This is a genomic window from Phosphitispora fastidiosa, assembly GCF_019008365.1.
GTDB classification, from domain to species: Bacteria; Bacillota; Thermincolia; order Thermincolales; family UBA2595; genus Phosphitispora; species Phosphitispora fastidiosa.
On the sequence record NZ_JAHHUL010000032.1, the window covers coordinates 1 to 19,978 of the forward strand.

18 protein-coding genes are annotated in these 19,978 nt (G+C 39.2%); 14 read left to right on the forward strand and 4 right to left on the reverse strand.

The window, feature by feature from the left end:
- Nucleotides 1-31: 31 nt before the first annotated feature.
- Nucleotides 32-664: a DUF6431 domain-containing protein gene (locus Ga0451573_RS18485; RefSeq protein WP_231685646.1), complete on the reverse strand. Its 633-nt coding sequence runs from the start codon at nt 662-664 to the stop codon at nt 32-34.
- Between the two features lie 555 nt (nt 665-1,219).
- Between Ga0451573_RS18485 and Ga0451573_RS18490 the strand changes: the two genes are divergently transcribed.
- The 5 genes from Ga0451573_RS18490 (at nt 1,220) to Ga0451573_RS18515 (ending at nt 3,710) form a co-directional block, all read left to right on the forward strand.
- Nucleotides 1,220-1,582: a hypothetical protein gene (locus Ga0451573_RS18490; RefSeq protein ID WP_231685647.1), complete on the forward strand. Its 363-nt coding sequence runs from the start codon at nt 1,220-1,222 to the stop codon at nt 1,580-1,582.
- A gap of 43 nt (nt 1,583-1,625) precedes the next feature.
- Nucleotides 1,626-1,766, forward strand: a complete 141-nt coding sequence (locus Ga0451573_RS18495; RefSeq protein ID WP_231685659.1) for an RCC1-like domain-containing protein — start codon at nt 1,626-1,628, stop codon at nt 1,764-1,766.
- A 46-nt stretch (nt 1,767-1,812) separates the two neighbouring features.
- Nucleotides 1,813-2,340, forward strand: coding sequence for a putative immunity protein (locus Ga0451573_RS18500; protein WP_231685648.1), 528 nt, complete (start codon nt 1,813-1,815; stop codon nt 2,338-2,340).
- A gap of 87 nt (nt 2,341-2,427) precedes the next feature.
- Complete coding sequence (locus tag Ga0451573_RS18505) at nt 2,428-3,030, forward strand: class I SAM-dependent methyltransferase (protein ID WP_231685649.1); 603 nt, start codon at nt 2,428-2,430, stop codon at nt 3,028-3,030.
- Between the two features lie 254 nt (nt 3,031-3,284).
- A complete protein-coding gene (locus tag Ga0451573_RS18515) occupies nt 3,285-3,710 on the forward strand; it encodes a hypothetical protein (protein WP_231685650.1) in 426 nt (141 codons plus the stop codon).
- 401 nt (nt 3,711-4,111) lie between these two features.
- Here Ga0451573_RS18515 and Ga0451573_RS18520 read toward each other — a convergent pair whose 3' ends face one another.
- A complete protein-coding gene (locus Ga0451573_RS18520; protein WP_231685651.1) occupies nt 4,112-5,422 on the reverse strand; it encodes a YheC/YheD family endospore coat-associated protein in 1,311 nt (436 codons plus the stop codon).
- A gap of 246 nt (nt 5,423-5,668) precedes the next feature.
- Between Ga0451573_RS18520 and Ga0451573_RS18525 the strand changes: the two genes are divergently transcribed.
- Entirely contained in the window at nt 5,669-6,202 is a 534-nt protein-coding gene (locus tag Ga0451573_RS18525; RefSeq protein WP_269438402.1) for an exosporium glycoprotein BclB-related protein, read from the forward strand.
- 226 nt (nt 6,203-6,428) lie between these two features.
- Here the strand turns inward: Ga0451573_RS18525 and Ga0451573_RS18530 are convergent, their stop codons facing one another.
- On the reverse strand, nt 6,429-7,292 hold the full coding sequence (locus Ga0451573_RS18530) for an AraC family transcriptional regulator (protein ID WP_231685652.1): 864 nt from the start codon (nt 7,290-7,292) through the stop codon (nt 6,429-6,431).
- Nucleotides 7,293-7,772: 480 nt separating this feature from the next.
- Here Ga0451573_RS18530 and Ga0451573_RS18535 point away from each other — a divergent pair, with 480 nt between their 5' ends.
- The 7 genes from Ga0451573_RS18535 (at nt 7,773) to ppsA (ending at nt 18,764) form a co-directional block, all read left to right on the forward strand.
- Nucleotides 7,773-8,357: a restriction endonuclease subunit S gene (locus Ga0451573_RS18535; RefSeq protein WP_231685653.1), complete on the forward strand. Its 585-nt coding sequence runs from the start codon at nt 7,773-7,775 to the stop codon at nt 8,355-8,357.
- A gap of 14 nt (nt 8,358-8,371) precedes the next feature.
- A complete protein-coding gene (locus tag Ga0451573_RS18540; RefSeq protein WP_231685654.1) occupies nt 8,372-9,904 on the forward strand; it encodes a type I restriction-modification system subunit M in 1,533 nt (510 codons plus the stop codon).
- A gap of 54 nt (nt 9,905-9,958) precedes the next feature.
- Nucleotides 9,959-10,804: a DNA damage-inducible protein D gene (dinD, locus tag Ga0451573_RS18545; RefSeq protein WP_231685660.1), complete on the forward strand. Its 846-nt coding sequence runs from the start codon at nt 9,959-9,961 to the stop codon at nt 10,802-10,804.
- Nucleotides 10,801-12,069, forward strand: coding sequence for a restriction endonuclease subunit S (locus Ga0451573_RS18550; RefSeq protein ID WP_231685655.1), 1,269 nt, complete (start codon nt 10,801-10,803; stop codon nt 12,067-12,069). Before dinD ends, Ga0451573_RS18550 begins: the two co-directional genes overlap by 4 nt.
- Nucleotides 12,070-12,101: 32 nt before the next feature.
- Entirely contained in the window at nt 12,102-15,257 is a 3,156-nt protein-coding gene (locus Ga0451573_RS18555; RefSeq protein ID WP_231685656.1) for a type I restriction endonuclease subunit R, read from the forward strand.
- Nucleotides 15,258-15,267: 10 nt separating this feature from the next.
- The gene (locus tag Ga0451573_RS18560; protein WP_231685657.1) at nt 15,268-15,999 is read left to right on the forward strand and encodes a M48 family metallopeptidase; all 732 of its coding nucleotides are present in this window, start codon (nt 15,268-15,270) and stop codon (nt 15,997-15,999) included.
- A 140-nt stretch (nt 16,000-16,139) separates the two neighbouring features.
- Nucleotides 16,140-18,764, forward strand: coding sequence for a phosphoenolpyruvate synthase (gene ppsA / locus Ga0451573_RS18565; RefSeq protein WP_231685658.1), 2,625 nt, complete (start codon nt 16,140-16,142; stop codon nt 18,762-18,764).
- On the opposite strand, the gene Ga0451573_RS18570 is transcribed toward ppsA, so the two are convergent.
- A complete protein-coding gene (locus Ga0451573_RS18570) occupies nt 18,761-19,324 on the reverse strand; it encodes a cupin domain-containing protein (RefSeq protein WP_231685661.1) in 564 nt (187 codons plus the stop codon). The two genes, ppsA and Ga0451573_RS18570, sit on opposite strands and share 4 nt — an antisense overlap.
- Before the next feature lie 177 nt (nt 19,325-19,501).
- Between Ga0451573_RS18570 and Ga0451573_RS19940 the strand changes: the two genes are divergently transcribed.
- A complete protein-coding gene (locus tag Ga0451573_RS19940) occupies nt 19,502-19,630 on the forward strand; it encodes a hypothetical protein (RefSeq protein WP_269438404.1) in 129 nt (42 codons plus the stop codon).
- Nucleotides 19,631-19,978: the final 348 nt, after the last annotated feature.

The following is a 19,978-nucleotide window of genomic DNA, read 5'->3' on the forward strand; positions in this document are numbered from 1 at the left end:
AGTGGCTCACTTTTTTCCTGGCGCTAGTGGCTCATTTTTTTTCTGGCGACTGGCTCAGTTTTTTCTTGACAATCGCACATACCGGAGCGAAATATGCCTTTTTCATGTGGGATGCGCCTTGCAGGAAGGAAACACCTGCCGTGAGAAAAAACTCCTTGAGGGTATGAAGATTTTCAATAAAGAGGGAATTCAGAAACTGCAGGGGTGATGTGCACGCATCGTTAAGGAGACCAAGCCAGATCTTCTTGTGCCTGAGAAAAAGTGCCTTCCATGAATAGAGAGTGGAAACGGAAATATCATATTTGGCACAGATATCCTTTACAGTGAGGGAACTGATGAAATAATCCCTCATGACTGCAAGAATGAAAAGGAGGCTATAGGATTGGTACGGGATGACAGGTTCTGGAAGTATCGCATGGGTGTGCCCGCAGGATGAGCATCTGTATCTGATAATAGTAATCAGGTATGAGACAGTACGGCCACTCTCAAAAGAAATCAGGTAGCGCTCATAAACAGCATGTTTTTTCCAATCAGGATGTTCCGTCAAACAGAAAGGGCATTTGTGGTCATGCGGATGGAATTCGGCCATGGATTGAAGAAAAATATCCTTAGCGGAAAGATTTATAAAATTCAACTTGCAGAACAGTTCAAAAACTCTTATCATAATAGTGTACCTCGGGGGTTATACCTCTGTCGTAATCCATGTACCCCGTATATTAAAATCAGGGACATGGACGGGTACGAGAAAGAGTCTGACTGTCCAAGGCGAGGCTCTTTCTCTTTTTATTTACATGGATAACTATAAGGGAATATCTACATAAACGTCAAGAAATGACAGATAAAAAAATGCCGTAATCTACGGCATAGATAAATCAGATATGGATAAGGAAAACAGAAATTAATTTGCTTTCAATTGGGGGATTCTCAGGAATTTAAAATGGCGTTCTACAGTGTACCGAAGGATATAAAGGAAAAAGCTCTCGCCTATCTTGATGAGGAGCTTCGGACGATTTATGATGAGTGGACTGCTCGGCAGCGGCAAGAAGTATAAAAAGTGCTTTTAGCTGCAGGCATTTTATACAATCAGGGTATTGTAATTAGTCCATACTTTTGCAAAGCTGTAAAAAACAAAGAAATTGAGGTATAGAAAAAGTGTAGCCTCTTTTTTATTACCTGATGCAGCGTAAAAAGAATTAAATCAAATTTGAGGTGAAATACAGTGGGCAAATATACAAGAGAAGAATTGGAAGAAGCTCTGCAGATTGTTTTTTCAGCTATAAGTAGATGTCAGAAAATGCAGCCCAAATTTATGGAGGGCACCTCTCAGCATACACTCCTTAAAAACAGGATAAAAGCATTATTAATTTCAAAATCATTGATAACAGACGAAAATGCTATGTACAAATACACAGAAGTTGAATTGATATCAGCACTACCTCCCGTATCTTCAATTATCAGCAAATGCGAAAAAGCACAGAAAAAATTTGCGGAGGGTACCTCTCATTACACCCGCTTCAAGAAAATGATAAAAGCAATGAATATTTCAAAATCATTGATTACAAAGGCATTAGAAAATGGATAAATTTTATTCGCTTGCGAAATTAAACATAATGGAGAAACCATTTATGAAACTATATGGAACATTAGTGGCGGGTCATCGTCATACCGTTGGGCTTAAATCGGACGGAACGGTGACGGCTGTGGGTGATAATAAATATGGCCAATGCGATGTAAGAGGCTTGCGGAATTCGCCAGCCCGGAAGTAGTTTTTCGAGCTGGTAAATATAGAGCATCACTGATTGGAGGATGATTATGCCAAAAGCACGAAAAATGCTAAGCAACTGGAAGGCATCGTATATTCAGTCGCTTATGAAATTAATTGAAACCCAGAGCAGGGCAACCCTTGCGACTTGGGCAGTTGATTATTCTGAGCAGGTAATATTGCCGCTATGGAGCAAGTATTATCCAGATGACCTGCGCCCGCAAAACGCATTGAATGCCGCCCGCACGTGGCTGTCAGGTGCAATCAAACTGCCGCAGGCGAAATCTGCGATCATCGAGTGCCATGCTGCTGCTCGTGAAGCAGAGGGAAATCCTGTTGCACAGGCGGCGGCGAGGACAATAGGACAATGCACATCGACCATCCATTCAGCACGGCATTGTATCGGGATTGCCTTTTATGGAGCGATAGCTGTCGCTTATGATCAGCTTGGGACTGATGTACCGTGGGGACAAATCGAGCAATGCGCTGCTGAAGAGTGCGGACGTATGGAAGCTGCCCTGCGAGCTGTTGCCGTGGAGAACGAGCCAAGCCCGGCTAAAATCGATTGGAAATGCTGACAATGGTTTAAAGAAATAAAGCAAAATTTTTTTGATGTTGTTATATGTATTCGGGATTTAAGATTTAGGTAGATTAGAGGGGTAATTATGGGTAACACAGATAAGTTTGAAATGATAGCTAATACATATGATACTCCTGAAAGGATCCAAATTGCAAAGGTATCATCAGATGCTATTCGTGAACATTTAGATGATGCAAAAACCAAGAATGCCATTGATTTTGGATGTGGGACCGGTCTTGTCGGGATGAACTTATTGAATGATTTTCAATCAATACTGTTTCTGGATACATCACAAAACATGATTCATCAAATAAATCGAAAAATTTCTCGTTCTAATATACATAATGCTGGTACTTTATGCTTTGATTTTGAAAAAGATGGTCAATCGGAATTACATGCTGATTATATTTTTATGGTTCAGGTTCTACTCCATATTAAAGATTTTAAGTCAGTTTTATTAAAGCTATATGATGTTTTGAATCCGGGAGGGCATTTAATAATCATTGATTTTAATAAGAATGATGAAATAGTTTCAGATATAGTTCATAGTGGCTTTGATCAAGAAATGCTAACGGATATTATGTTGAATATAGGATATAACACGATTCGATCCAAAACATTTTATAATGGAAATAAAATATTCATGGGTCACGATGCGTCTCTATTTATACTTGATTCTCAAAAATAAACTGCAAGACCTTGGATGGAAATAATTTTTATATGGGGAATCGACTATACTGTACACAGATTGTCGGATGGATAAATGCATCCTTTGATAATATTGATGGTGGAAGGAGGTTGTTTGATGGATTCTTTAAGTAGTATGAATAATGCATTGGCGTACATTGAAAAGCACTTAACTGAGGATATCGATTACAGTGAAACTTCTAAAATTGCCTACTGTTCAGAGTATCATTTTAAACGGATGTTAATGCTGAGCAATTGCAAGAGTCTAATGAAATAGCTGAGCAAGCCAAAGCCAAACAGAGGCAAGGCGATAACGATTCATTTATACTATACCTAAACCAAAATCCTGTAGTGAAATTTCATTATGACTATGCAATTTTTGGTAAAAGGGTTTATGAATACTGGAATGGCCCCGAATATCAGGACGAATCGGACATAAAGGGCGTTTATCCGCTTCAGGATAAATTAAAGACGCTTGAGAACAGGCAGGGCTTGTATGAATATAAGTATTACCAAAAACGTTTGGAAACAGAGCTTTCTCAGGGTGAACCGATCTTTACCTACACGCAATTCTGGAATAACTTTGCCAGTGCGTTTGACATTTCAAGAGTGGAAGTACTATGTACAATTTTTTTGGAACGCCATTATCATACGGCATGTCGGCTTTCGTGGTCTGTATAGTTCTTTCCCTGGTTGTCGTTTTCCTGACATATCTTGTGCAGAAAAGGCGACAGGTGGTGTAAGACACAATAAATTGCGAAATTTTGCGACACCTACTTTAAGGCGGATTTTGCATAAGGTGAAACTCACCTGAAAAGTTAAAAAAAGTAATTTGGCATCCCATTGTGAAACAATTATCCATAAAGTTAATATTCTCGCTTTCATACCTTTGGGAATCTATATTTGCATCCTTAAAGCCCCGTGGTCTTTTGTGAAAAAGCTTCTTAATAATGGCAGAGCTGACATCACCGACGTGCTTAGTAACACGCTCGGAGGGATAATCGGGATTGGTATTTATGCCTTGCTTTTTCTGACGAGTATTCCCCAACTTATCATGGAATTGATTGGCATAGTATTTTCTACTAAAAACCAGCCAATGCCTTCGCATATTCTAACGGTCTGGATACTACCCGCTTAAACATATCGGGGTCATCTTCCTTTAGATAACTGGCCATATCATGCTGATGGGACTTGTTAATTTCCAGAACCCAAATCTTCAGGTTTTTATCCACAACCACATCAATGCCGACATCTCCAAAATATCCATAAGCACGTTCAAGGAGAAGACAAGCTTCCGTACAAATCCTGATAATTTCATTTTCTTTCTCCGAAGCCTGCTCGGGGCTTAATCCAAAAATCATTTGGAGGGCTTCGCGGCCCAAGTGAATGGAAAACGGGTTATTGGTATGGATCTGACGGTTAATACCAACTTTGGCAATAATTCCTGAGCAGGTCCAATTTTTGCTTCCATCCTTTTGTAAAATGACCCGAAAATCTACCGGCTTTTCTTCAAAGTTTAATGAAACATCCTGCTGAATGATATATTCTCCTTTTTTCTTAAATTTCTGAGTCAACTGGAAAACTTGAGTTAAATCCTTCGCCCACTGTTCTGCTCCGGATTTTTCTTTAAATAAATACCCCTCCGGTGTTGTCTTTATTTTTATAATACCGTTTCCAAAGCGCCCTATTTGAGGCTTCAGGTAAACTGAGTTATAGTAGGTAAGCATCATCTGAAGGCTGTAAAGCCCGTCTAGTGTGGTTGTATAAGGAGTATGAACGAATCCGCCCGCAGACAATACTTCCCACATTTCCAACTTATTAAAAATCCGGGCATTAAAAATTTTGTTGTCTACATGTATTTTCAGCTTTTTCAAAACTTCCCCGTTTATTCTGGCTCTTCTGTAGATAACTGCGGGGAAAGGAAATATACCAGATTTCAAACGACCCTTTTCCTTGGCGTATGGCTCAAAATAATATCCTCTAATTTTTTTTGTCCTCATATCAATTCCGCTAACAGTGCAGAAATATACTAATCCTCTAATCTGCGAATAATTTTGGCAATACAACTTCCATCTTTCTATTCTTTTAGACGAAAGATACCCCTCTCTTACAAAAAAAGCAATCACCGGTCCAAGATAGATATCCTCACCGATTAATTTAATGTCATAAGGAATGGTCTCAGGAATGGTTAAGGCATCGGTTAAATCATTAGGCAATCCAATTATATTTTCATCTAATTCATCACATAGCTTAATACTAAGTTTTTTCTTCCAGTCTCCCAAATGGAGAGTGATCGTCCTGCATTCTATTTTGAAGTTTTGAAAAGTCTTAGGGGCTAGAAACATAACACCCGTTTCCTGACAAGGAATCCATCGTATATACAACAATCTCAACTCCTTTTGAGAAATTCCAAATTACTAATAATCGAAGATGAAATGATGAGTCAGTGACTTAAAATATTTACTTATTATCTATAATTTAAATATACTCAGATTACATAATACCTGTGCTTGATTTGATATAGCACATATTAATATTAAAAAAACGTAATATAGCATAATAAACATGCACCTTTTTATGTTAACAAGAATATGATGTAGCAGATGTAATAAAATCCAATTATACAGGAGGTAAGTAATATGGGGATTTTAGGTAATGGCTCAATTATACCCTTTGCTTCCGGAGCACCGGTCGTACTGACCACGATTGCCGGTGGTTTGGCAGGAACATCCGGTTTAATTGGTTTTGGCTCCTCAGCTCCGACTGTTAGTGCACTTGGTGCAACCATTGATCTCTCCGGTGGCCCCGGTGTATTGCTTAATATGGCCTTTTCTATGCCACGTGATGGGATGATTACATCAATAGCTGCATTCTTTAGTACAACAGCTGCATTAAGCCTTGTCGATGCCACAGTAACCATTAGAGCGCAATTGTACAGTTCTACCACACCTGATAACATTTTTAGTCCGATTCCAGGTACTGAAGTCACATTAACCCCTTCTCTTTCAGGTCTAGTTGTAGCTGGTGACATCAGCACCGGTCTGCTAACAGGCCTGGCAATACCTGTGGCGGCAGAAACCCGCTTATTAATGGTATTCTCTATAACAGCAACAGGCATAACTCTGCTTAATACTGTAGCAGGTTATGCCAGCGCCGGTGTTAATATCGTATAAGATTGATGCCAGAATTTAATGTTTATTTACGGTGGGTAAACTAAACCAAATTTATAGAGGGAGTGTCTCATATGATTAAATCATATGAGACACTCCCTCTTTTCGTTTTAATTTATCTTAGCCTTTGTTATTCCTCTATTCATGGAAATTCACCTGTCGGGCTTCCGCTACCTTCCGGCCATCCCGGTATAACAATAACGTACGAGCCGGGTTAGACACAGTTTTTTTATTTCTGCCGAACAGGAATCCAAACTTCACTATAAGCGTAATCTTTTTTATGTTCATCCATTTTAGTAAAAGAAAAAGAAGGGGCATTTATTACTTCGTAATTGGAAGAAAGAAGCCATTCTGAATATATTTTTGCCATTGTTTCTTGTAACGTAGAAGGAAAAGGTCCTTCATTTGGAAATATTGCCCAAGTATAGGCTCCGACTGGCACTTTTTCTAATAAATCACTTACTTGATTCTCAGTCGTTAAAATACCTATCAGATGAGTTAAATCTCCTTCTTCTTTTAAGAAATTAGCGTCAGCCTCATAAGAAGCATTGATGATTTCATATGGTTCAATATTTTGAAGAGAATGCATTTCTTGTTTTTGTTCGTCCGTTATGCTTTTTGCAAGCTTTACAATCTCGTTATTAACACCTTCAAATTGCATAGGGACACGTTTACTTACACCGACTAAATTAAACGCTGGTTTGTCTTCAATTCTAAATTCCATATTAATTCCTCCCTTGACGGTTATTATGAATGAAAGTTTGGGAAACGATTTACTTATGCCTTTTTTTCTTACATCCGAGGGTAAAAACCCACTCCACTTTTTAAATGCTCGAGTAAAGCCGTCCATTGACTGATAACCATATTTCAAAGCAACATCCGTTACTTTATCTCCTTGTAATAAATCCATACTTGCTTCTGACAATCTTCTGTTTTTGATATATTCACTAAGCGTCAACCCTGAAAGATAAAAAAATATCTTTCTAAAGTGATAGTCAGAAACCCCGGCATATTCAGAAATTATTTCAAGAGATAGATCATCGGTTAAATGATCTTCAATATAGTCGATCACATGATTTAATTCGTTTAACATTACTTCCCACCTTTCATATCTACATAATATCAAAGCTGCTTTTACGATGCTCGACTTTTTTAACATAAAAAATATCGAAGGCAAAATAAAGCAGGTTAACCACTATATGTAGTGGTTTTGAAGCCGAAAATGAGCAAAAAGCGGGCTGAAAAAGTGTATTTTTCGGCCCGGTTTTTTCGGGTTAGCGTATATTTATGGTTTACTTCTTTGAAAATTGAATTCCCCTCACTTTAATTATAACATATAAAAAATTGTAAATGCAGACTGTTAGGGTGTCAACTCTTAAAAGGCCTTGGCTCAGTTGACTCAGAAAGGCGCAAATACTACCCGGCAACTTATCGTTGTGAGTGCCTTAAATTTTGAAACAGCTAAATGTTATTTTATGATTAGTACAAAAATAATTGACAGCTAATGGGTATTATGGTAAGTTATTATCGTAATAATAAAAAAATGACATTTTGGGAGGTGAGAAACAACATTATGGTTTTCGAAGAGCGAAGAATTGGTGATTTGGCCAGTGTTACGACAGGTTTGGTTGTGAAGAGAAAACAAGCAGAGCTGCCGGAAGAAATAGTTACAACATACAGCATGCTGACTTTAAAGAGCTTTGAGCAAGATGGGTGGCTTAACACCGATGAGCTTGAAAACTTCGAAAGTAGCGAACATCTTGATCATAAGTACCTTACAAAAGAAGGAGACATTGTTATAAGGCTAAGCCATCCTAACACGGCTATAATCATAGATCATGAACAAGAAGGGTATATAATTCCTTCGCTATTTGCAGTTATAAGGTTGAGTACAAATGTTTTGCTCCCTGAGTATCTAAGCATTTATCTCAACAGCAACGTGATGAAACGATTTTACGTGAAAGGTGCTATAGGGTCTGCGATTCAGATAATCAAGACCAGTATGTTAAAAGATGCAGTTATACGGTTTCCTAATCTGGAGCGGCAAGTAAAGATAGTCGGACTATGTAGATTGATTGCTAAAGAAAAAAAGCTGCTATCCGAACTGGTAGAAGAAAAGTTCAGGTATTATAACGCAGTAATTAATAAGATGATTTAGGGGAGGACTCGAAAATGACAGTTAAAAAATATACCCAGGAAGAAGTCAATGGTACTTTATGGCGAGCATGTGATACATTCCGAGGTAAAATTGATTCATCAATTTACAAAGATTACGTTCTTGTAATGCTGTTTTTAAAGTATGTGAGCGATATTTACAAGGAAAATAAAGAAGAGCTCCTGAATAAATATGATAATGATGCCGAAATGGTTGAAAGGCAAATGCGCTATGAGCGATTTGTTTTAGATGAAATCTCCACTTTCGACTACATATACGATAAGAGGAATCAACCAGAGATAGGAGAAATCATTAACAAGGCCTTAGCTCATGTGGAAGAGGAAAACAAAACAAAGCTAAGAGGGGTCTTTAAGAATATTGACTTTAACTCCGAAGCAGTGCTTGGAAATACCAAAGAACGCAATGCCATGTTGAAGCACTTGCTAGAGGACTTCAAGAATTTAGATCTAAGACCGTCAAGGCTTATTGGAGAAGACGTTATTGGCAATGCATATGAATATATGATTTCTAACTTTGCTTCTGATGCTGGTAAAAAAGGAGGAGAGTTTTTCACACCTTCTGAAGTGTCAGAACTTTTGGCAAGACTTGTTAAACCGCAAGAGAATGATCGAATATATGACCCAACCTGTGGTTCCGGTTCTTTGCTGATTAAAGCTTTTAACAAAGTGCCCAATGGTAAAGCGCAGATTTATGGCCAGGAGAGAAATGGCCAGACTCATTCACTTTGTAGAATGAACATGTTCCTACACAACATTGATGATGCCAAAATAGCATGGGGTGATACCCTGTCGAATCCACTACACCTCGAAAATGATAAGCTAATGAAATTCCAGGTTGTGGTGGCTAATCCTCCCTTCTCATTAGACAAATGGGCTATGGGTTTTGCCGGGGAGGGCAATGATAAGGAATTTAAAATGGAAGAAGGCAATGATCCATATAAAAGATTTGGCTGGGGTGTCCCGCCATCATCGAAGGGAGATTACGCCTTTGTTTTGCATATGCTGCACTCTTTGGCTGAGGGAGGCAGAATGGGGGTTGTACTTCCTCATGGTGTTCTCTTTAGGGGTGCCAGTGAGGGAAAGATTAGGAAACAGATTATTGATATAAACTTACTGGATGCAGTGATTGGATTACCGTCCAACCTGTTTTTTGGGACGGGTATACCCGCCTGTATCCTGGTATTTAAGCCAAACAGAGCTAGAGAAGATGTTCTTTTCATAGACGCATCAGGTGATGACTACTATGAAAAAGGGAAAAATCAAAATAAACTCAGAGAAGAAGACATTCAGAGAATAGTTAATGCCTATGAAAATTACCAGACCATAGATAAATTTGCTTACGTGGCCACCCGAGATGAAATCAAAGAGAACGACTATAACCTGAACATTCCTAGATATGTAGACACCTTTGAAGAAGAAGAAATGGTGGATATGGAGGCAGTGGCTGAGAATATTTCACGGATAAAGGCGGAGCTTGCCGAAGTAGAGGCAGAAATGGCCCAGTATCTTGAAGAATTAGGGCTGTCATAAAGTACAATCATGGTTTGAGAGTTGATAATCTTATTTGATCGGAGGAACAGAATGATGAGTGAAGTGATCAAGAGCTCTAGCCAAAGCTTTGAGGAAATAAAGCATTTTACCGAGGATGGTATAGAGTTCTGGTACGCTAGAGAGTTAGCGACAGTGCTGGACTATAGAAGTTGGGATAAGTTTACTAATGTCATTGAAAAGGCAAAGGATTCTTGCGGAAACAGTGGACAAGACATAGAAGACCATTTTTCCCGCGTGGGAAAAATGGTTGAACTAGGCTCAGGAGCTCAACGGGAAATAGAAGATATAATGCTATCCCGCTATGCCTGCTATCTGGTAGTACAAAATGGTGACCCAAGAAAAGAGGTCATAGCTTTAGGACAGACATATTTTGCTGTCAAAACCCGTGAACGAGAGATAGAGGAAGAGTTCGAACAATTAAATGAGGACCAGAAGCGTCTTGCTATTCGAAACGAGATGACAAATCATAACAAGTCGTTGGCAGAGGCCGCCCACATGGCAGGGATTGATCACCCAAAAGATTATGCAATCTTTCAAAATAAGGGCTACCAGGGGCTTTATGGAGGACTTGGAGTGAAGGATATTCATAAACGAAAGCGCTTGAAAAAGAGTCAAAAAATTTTGGACCATATGGGAAGTACAGAGCTGGCAGCCAATCTCTTTAGAGCAACTCAAACCGATGAAAAAATCCGACGGGAAAATATAAAAGGAAAATCCGTTGCCAATAGAACCCATTTTGAAGTTGGGCAAAAGGTGAGGAAGACTATTGAAGAGCTTGGGGGCACAATGCCTGAGGAACTGCCAACACCGGAGAAAAGTGTCAGGCAAATTGAAAAAGAACTGGAAAAGAAAAAGGTGTTGGTGGGTGGTAAAGAGTGAGACAGGAGATAAAGGATAGGATTGAGAAGATAAGAAATGGGGAAGTGCCTGAAGGGTATAAGGAAGTAGGGAACAATTTAATTCCTTTTGAATGGAAACTGGATAAAACCTTGAATTTAATTAAAAGAATTAGAAAGCCTGTTTCAGTAGAGCTTGCTCAAAAGTATAGACAAATAGGAATCAGGTCTCATGGAAAAGGGATTTTTTATAAAGATGAGGTGAGCGGCGAGCAACTTGGAAATAAAGCGGTTTTTTGGGTAGAACCAGACTGTTTTATTGTTAACATTGTTTTTGCATGGGAAATGGCAGTGGCAAAGACGACTATTAACGAAAGGGGTATGATTGCTTCGCACCGTTTTCCAATGTATAAACCTGTACTAAACTTATTGGATTTAGATTACTTGACATATTACTTTAAATCTAACCAAGGGAGAACTCTTCTTGAGCTGGCTTCACCAGGGGGGGCTGGTCGAAATAAAACATTAGGCCAAACTGAATTTTTGGAGTTAAATATACCCGTACCGTCTCTTCCAGAACAACAAAAAATCGCTTTTATCCTCTCTACATGGGACAAAGCCATCGAACTTAAGGAGCAACTCATTGAACAAAAGAGAGAGCAAAAACGAGGGCTGATGAAGAAACTTTTGACTGGTGAAATGAGATTGCCAGGCATTCACGGTAAGTGGGAGGAAGTTAGGTTAGGCGATGTAGCCGATATGCATAGTGGTGGTACACCCAAATCTACAATTTCTGAGTATTATGATGGAGATGTTCCCTGGGTGTCCATCGCGGATATGACAAAGAGAGGTAAGTATATTGAGTATACCGAGCGCAATATCAGTAAACTAGGATTGGAGAATAGTTCAGCTAAGTTATACCCTAAAGGAACGGTGTTATATGCAATGTACGCCTCAATAGGTGAATGTAGCATATCGAAAATAGAGCTAACCTCAAGTCAAGCTATACTTGGCATTAGACCAAAGAAACATTTAAATAACGAATTTCTATATTATTACCTATTTTCGATGAAAGAAAAGTTGAAGTTAAACGGTCAAAAAGGTACTCAATCTAATTTGAACACTGGGATCGTAAAAGACTTAAAAATTGTATTGCCTGAAATTGATGAGCAGATGGCAATTGTAAATATTCTATTAACTAGCGACAAAGGAATAGAGCTTCTTGAACAAGAACTTGAAGCCCTAAAGCTCCAGAAAAAAGGACTAATGCAATTATTATTAACAGGCATAGTCAGAGTTCAGAACTAGAATCTTATCAAATCACGGAAAGGGGTGATAATATGAACAGAGCCAAAGACTATGACGAAATGAATATATCCCAAATACCTGCACTAGAGGTCCTAAAAAAACTTGGCTATATTTATTTACCGCCGGACATAGCTGAATCAATGCGCGGTAATCTATATAACGTCATTCTAAAGGACATTCTTTATACTAAATTAAAAGAACTTAACGGTTTCGAATACAAGGGGAAACGTTATAAGTTCTCAGAAAAGAATATCAACCAAGCCATCTTAGACCTCGATGAGGCTTTAACAGATGGTCTAATCAAAACAAATGAAAAAATCTATGATTCCTTAGCCCTTGGAAGAAGTTATCCTGAAAGACTGCCTGATGTGGATGGCACGAAATCCTTTAACCTAAACTACATTGACTGGAACCATCCGGAAAACAATGTTTTTCATGTAGTGGAAGAGTTTAGTGTAGAACGAGAAGATGGTCAGGGAACCATTCGGCCTGATATTGTGCTGTTTATCAATGGGATTCCCTTTGGAGTAATGGAATGTAAGAAGGCTTCTATCTCCATTGCACAAGGCATCAGCCAGATGGTGAGAAATCAAAGTAAAGAGTATGCTCCTCATCTTTTTAAGTTCATTCAGATTGTTATGGCTACCAATAAGAATGAAACCCAATATGCTACCACAGGTACACCAAAAAGGTTTTGGTCTATTTGGAAAGAAGATGAGCAATTTGAAGAGTACGGTTGGTTTAAGGCTGAACTTGCAAAGACAGTGGAAGGCAGGATCCCTACCACTCAGGATAAGAATATCGTGTCTCTTTTTCACCCTAAACGGATCGTGGAATTAATGAGGTATTTCACGCTTTTTGATAAGAACGTAAAGAAAATTTCCCGCTATCAACAGTATTTTGCCATTAAAGGAATAATTAAGACGATAAAAGAGACTGACAAAAATGGTAACCGGCAATCAGGGGTTATCTGGCATTCCCAAGGATCGGGCAAGTCTTTGACCATGGTCATGCTTGCACGATTTATCCTTACCGAGTTGGCTGATGTGCACCCTCAGGTATTGGTAATCACAGATCGTATTGAACTTGACAGCCAAATCCATAAAACCTTTAACCATTCCAGGATTAAGGCGGAAAGAGCTACAAGCGGCAGGAACTTAGTTGATTTAATTAATAATAATGGAGCGGATATCATTACTTCCCTGGTACATAAATTTGACACAGCATCCAAGCACCAAAAACCTGTTTTGTCTAAGAATATATTTGTTTTAATTGATGAATCCCATAGAACTCAATACGGAGAACTGCACATTAAAATGAAGAAGGTGTTCCCTGCTGCCTGCTATCTTGGCTTTACCGGAACACCACTAATGAAAAAAGAAAAGAGCACCATGAATAAGTTTGGCAGCAGAATGATCCATAAGTATACTATCAAAGACGGAGTTGAAGATGGTGCCATTGTGCCCCTTCTATATGAAGGCAGACTAGTAGAACAGACTGTAAATAGAAATGCTATTGATAAACGTATTGAAATGATTATCCGTAATCTTAATGAAAAGCAAGCAGAAGAACTCAAAAATAAATGGAGCAGGTTTGAAGCAATTGCCTCATCAGAACAAAGGATCAGGCTCATAGCTGATGATATTTTTGTTCACTTCGACAAGTTTTATAAAGGGACTTTTGCAAAAGCCATGCTAGCTACGGCTTCAAAGTTTGATGCAATACGTTATCAAGAAGCCTTTGAGGAATTTGACGATATCAGTACCGCCGTTGTTATTTCTTCACCGGATCAACGTGAAGGGTATGAAGAAGTTGACGAAGAGCCAAAGGATAGAGTTATCAAGTTTTGGAATAAACTAATGGAAGGTTACTCTGATCCACATAAATATGAAGAGCATATAAAAAGTGAGTTTGTTGATGGTGATGAATTGGACATCTTAATCGTCGTTGACAAACTTTTGACGGGTTTTGATGCCCCGAGAGCATCTGTACTTTATGTAGATAAGCCAATGAAGGAGCACACCTTGCTTCAAGCCATAGCCAGGGTTAACCGGTTATATGATGGGAAAGACTTTGGGCTTATTGTCGATTACCGGGGACTAATCGAAGAACTGGACTCAGCGATGAAAACATATTCCGGAGCCGGACTTGAAAATTTTGATGGTAAAGACATCGAGGGAGCACTGGTAGATGTTATAAATATCGTTGGTAAGCTTCGGGAGGCTTATTCTAATGTAGCTGCTATTTTTAAAGGAATCAAGAATAAATCAGACAAGGAAGAATATGAAACTATCCTTGCCGATGAGGGGATTAGAGATGAATTTTATAATGAGCTTTGCCAGTTTGGTAAGTATTTAGGGATAGCCCTTGAGTCTGAGCACGTTTATAATGCTCTTGGGGAAAAGGATATTGCACTATATAAAAAAGAGCTTAAGTTTTATCAGGAGCTTAGAGCGTCTGTAAAGCTAAGATATTCCGATACCATTGATCATAAAGAATACGAACCTAAAATGAGAAATCTTATGGACACCTATATTGCAGCAGAAGATGTTATTCAGATTACGGCGCCGGTGGATATCCTTAACGAAAAAGAATTTAGTGATGAGCTCATGAGGTTGGGTTCGCCCATGGCGAAAGCAGATGCTATTCGTACAAGGATGACCAAGCGTATCAATGAAAAGTGGGACGAGAACCCTGCTTATTATAAAAAATTCTCAGAACGCATTGAAGAGATTATTAATCAATATAAAGAAAAACGAATCTCAGAAGCAGAATACCTTGAGAAAATGCATACCGTTATGGAGGACTTTAGGAAAGGTTACTCGGGGACGGTTTATCCGGAAAAAATTAAACATAATGTTCATGCTCAAGCCTTTTACGGTGTTATCAGGGAAGTCCTGGAAGACGAGAACCTATGTAGTGCAAATGCCGGCGATGTTGTAAAGGAAACTAAAGAAATATATAATTATGAAAACATTTTAGCTGACATTGCTACTGATATTGATATTATTATCGAAAGACACAGTAAAGTTGATTGGCATGATAACCCGGACGTACATAAAAGAATATCTCAGGAAATTGATGGATTACTCTATTTATGTAAAAAGAAGCACTTCCCGGAACTATCCTTTAGCCAGATTGACAGGATTATTGAAAACATAAAAACCGTTGCACTTAGACGATATTAAGGTGATAGTTGTGGAAAAGCATAAAATTATATACAACGGAAAAACAATTGAATTTGAGTTACAGCGAAAAAAGGTAAAAAACATAAATTTAAATGTAAAGCCCGACATGACAATTGCAGTTTCAGCCAATGAGAATGTTCCGCTTACTTACATCCTTGATTTCGTTAAGGGCAAGGCCCCCTGGATAATAAAAAACGTCAGCTATTTTAAAGATGTTCAACCAGAGCATAACACCAGGAAAGACTACGTTAGTGGCGAAGGCTTTAAGTATCTTGGCAAGCAGTACCGCCTTGAGGTTGAGGAAGTGGATTCAAATGAGCCTGAGCATGTTAGGTATTATCAGGGGTTTATAGTCCTTCAAGTTAAAGATAAGAAAAACTATAAGCGAAAAGAAAAACTCATAAATATTTGGTTCAGAGAGAAGGCTGAAATTAACTTTAAAGAGAGTCTGGACCGCGTATACCCAATGATCGAGAAGTATGGCATAAAGAGACCCGCAATTGATATTAGAACCATGAAAGCCAGATGGGGTTCTTGCATAAAAGATAAGAACATCATCATGCTTAACTATGAGCTGATTAAGGCACCAAAATTCTGTATTGATTATGTAGTTCTTCACGAGTTGATACACTTTAAATATCGAAATCACGATGGACAATTTTATAATTTCATGACCTCTCTGATGCCCGACTGGAAACAAAGAAAAGAAATTCTGGATGAAGAAGTTGTCAGAGAGCTTTAATATTACCCAAGCCAATTACTATCTTTATGGATTAATTCTGTTTATTCCCATTTGCCGGTGCTATAATGCAATAGCACGTTTATGCGATCCGTTGGAGGGGTATGATTATCAAAGCAGGAATTGCAAAAGGGGGTAAACATATGAGTTCATATGTGCTTGGTTTTGACGATATTGACAAAACAAAAATCATGGTTGTTGGGGGTAAAGGTGCGAACCTGGGGGAGCTTTCCGGGATTGAAGGAATATGCGTACCAGATGGCTTCTGTATATCTACTGAGGCATTCAAAAGAATCCTGGGGAAAGCGTCGTCGATTAACAAATTACTTGACCGGTTATCTCTTCTAAAGGTGGCAGACCGGGACAAAATCGGTGAACTTAGTGGTGAAATTCGCCGGATCATTGAAGGGATAGACATCCCTGAAGACATTAATGAAGAGATCACCCGCCAACTATTAAGGCTTGGAGAAAAAAATGCCTATGCAGTACGCTCCAGCGCAACTGCAGAGGATTTACCGGCGGCCTCCTTTGCAGGCCAGCAGGATACGTATCTGAACATTATTGGAAAGAAGGCAATCCTAAAGCATATTAGCAAGTGCTGGGCATCGCTGTTTACCGAGAGGGCAGTAACCTACCGCATTCAAAGCGGTTTCGACCATCGTAAGGTCTACCTGTCCGTGGTTGTTCAGAAGATGGTCTTCCCGCAGACGGCAGGAATTTTGTTTACTGCCGATCCCGTAACGAACAACAGGAAGGTGCTATCCATTGACGCCGGCTTCGGACTTGGTGAGGTCCTTGTTTCCGGCCTGGTGAATGCTGATATCTATAAAGTGCGTGATGGCAAGGTTATCGATAAGAAGATATCCACCAAGAAGTGGGCTTCATATGCCTTAAACGATGGCGGTACGATAGAACAGGAGATTGAGCCTGAGCAGCAGAACAGGCAAGCGCTGACAGATGAGCAGATTTTGCAGCTTGAGAGCATGGGCAGAAGGATCGAAGCGCATTTCGGCTGCCCCCAGGACATCGAATGGTGTTTGGCAGATGATGCATTTTATATTGTCCAGAGCCGGCCAATCACTGCTTTATACCCCATCCCTGAAGTGAATGATCAGGAAAATCACGTTTATATATCTGTCGGTCATCAACAAATGATGACCGATCCCATAAAACCACTGGGATTGTCTTTTTTTCTGTTAATAACTCCTGCACCCATGCGCAAAGCCGGTGGAAGGTTGTTTGTTGATGTCACACATATGCTGGCTTCACCTGATAGCAGGGAGATTTTATTAAATACTATGGGGCAGCACGATCCGCTCATGAAAGATGCACTCGTGACCATAACTGAGCGAGGAGATTTTATAAAACCGTTGCTGAAGGATACAGTAGAACCGGGTTCCAATAAAAGCAATAAGGTCGTGTCGACTTTGGGTTTTAGAACACAGATTGAAAACGATCCGAAAATCGTTTCTGATTTGATTAAGAGCAGTCAAACATCGATAGAAGAGTTAAAGCAAAAGATCCAAACGAAATCAGGATCAGATTTATTTGATTTTATCCTGGAAGATATCCAGGAGTTAAAGGAGATTTTATCTAACCCACAAAGCAGGGCGGTGTATATGGCTGCTATGGATGCTTCATCATGGATCAATGAAAAAATGAACGAGTGGTTAGGTGAAAAAAACGCAGCAGACACGCTTTCTCAATCTGTACCAAACAATATTACTGCGGAAATGGGTCTGGCGTTATTGGATGTCGCAGATGTGATTCGTCCTTATCCGGAAGTAATTGATTATTTGCAACATGTTAAAGATGATAATTTTTTGGATGAACTGGTTAAGTTTGATGGTGGACAGGAAACCAGGGAAGCTATCTATGCTTACCTTAGTAAATACGGAATGCGATGTGCCGGAGAAATCGATATTACTAAAACTCGGTGGAGTGAAAAACCAACTGCACTCGTCCCCATGATTATCAGCAACATCAAAAACTTTGAGCCTAATGAAAGTAATCGGAAATTTGAGCAAGGGCGCGAGGCCGCTTTGAAAAAAGAACAAGAATTATTAGACCGATTAAAGCAATTACCCGATGGTGAACAAAAAGCCAAAGAGACAAAACGAATGATTGACCTAATCCGGAATTTCAGTGGGTTTAGGGAATATCCAAAATACGGCATGATTAATCGCTACTTCGTTTATAAGCAGGTTTTACTGAAAGAAGCCGAACAACTTGTACAAGCAGGCGTTATTAATGAAAAAGAAGATATATATTATCTCACTTTTAAAGAACTTCGCGAAGTCGTACGCGCAAAGAAACTGGATTACCAAATCATAAGCCTTCGAAAAGATGAGTACAAATTATATGAAAAACTAGCTCCCCCACGTGTTATCACATCTGATGGTGAAATCATTACAGGTGAGTACAAACGAAGGAATCTCCCGGCAGGCGCTATTGCAGGTCTGCCTGTTTCTGCCGGAGTTGTAGAGGGACGGGCACGTGTCATCTTAAACATGGAAGATGCTGAGCTGGAAGATGGAGATATATTAGTCACCTCCTTTACTGACCCTAGCTGGACACCATTGTTTGTATTCATAAAAGGCCTGGTCACCGAAGTCGGTGGACTGATGACCCACGGAGCAGTTATCGCACGTGAATATGGCTTACCGGCAGTTGTCGGAGTAGAAAATGCTGCCAAACTGATAAAAGATGGGCAGCGAATTCGTGTGCATGGAACAGAAGGGTATATAGAAATCCTATATACCTCTTAGTATTCGTGGTGCTCTTCAGCATCTTTTTTTGTTTCATGAACCGTACCATGTGGATGCTCAGGCGGCGCATAAATTGAGTATAATTTAAGTGATTTATAACCTGTGTTAATCAGATTGTGCCATTTACCAGCAGGTATAATAACTGCAAAATCATCACACACTTTTGCTTGAAAATAAAGATTATCTTTTCTATCCCCCATCATTACAAGTCCTTGACCTTCTTCAATGCGTATAAATTGATCAAGGTGGGGATGTACTTCTAAACCTATGTCTTCCCCAACATTGATGGACATTAAGGTAAGTTGTAGATGGCATCCTGTCCATAAAGCGGTACGGAAAGTATTGTTTTGTTTAGTAACCTCCTCAATATTAACTACAAATGGTTCTGGTCCATAATCTTTTAATTTAGTAAACTGTTTCCAATAGTCGGAATAATACATCGGTGTATTTACCCAGTAAGGATATGGATATGCTCCATAAGCATTATACATAATATATGGGTTATACATTGATGGATTATGGTAGTTAGGGCATGGATATGGTTTATAAATATTATACATATTATACATTTCATCATTCCTATCATAGCATTTATTAATATTATATGCTTATGTTTAGAGAGGGTGCTTTAATTGCTTTTAAGGACGGCTCAGGAGCGGAATACGCCATGGGGGCCGAAAGCTGTTTCAACCATCTGAATGACTTTGGTTATTAAAAATCTCAAATAAAACTACCCGATGGGGTGGGTAGCCCTGGAGAAGTTCAAAGGACTGAAGGTCGCCGGTGATTTAACAGCGCTGGATAAATTCAGCGATAAGGGTGAAATTGGCGGTTATGCCCTGGAGAGCCTGGCGACCCTGGTTTAGGAAGGTCTGGTTGCGGGTTACGGGAATACGATAAACCCCCTGGGCAAAACCACCCGCAACTGATGCGTATAGGATAGCAGCTAAAATACCGGCTGCTTATCCTATACGCTTTTTTTTAAAATCTAATACGATATAGATATAAATAGATGTTATAATAAAAATAAGGGAAAATTTGTCGATTATAAAAAGCTATAGATAAAGGGGGAACGTTCATGCCCAAAGCTAGGCAATACAACACCAAAAGCCTGTACTTTCCAAGTCGAATAACAAGGGTATAAACGCTAGAATAAAAGTAAGCCAGAATTAAAGAAAACGCCAGGAAAAAAGTGAGCCACTTGTAATAAAAAT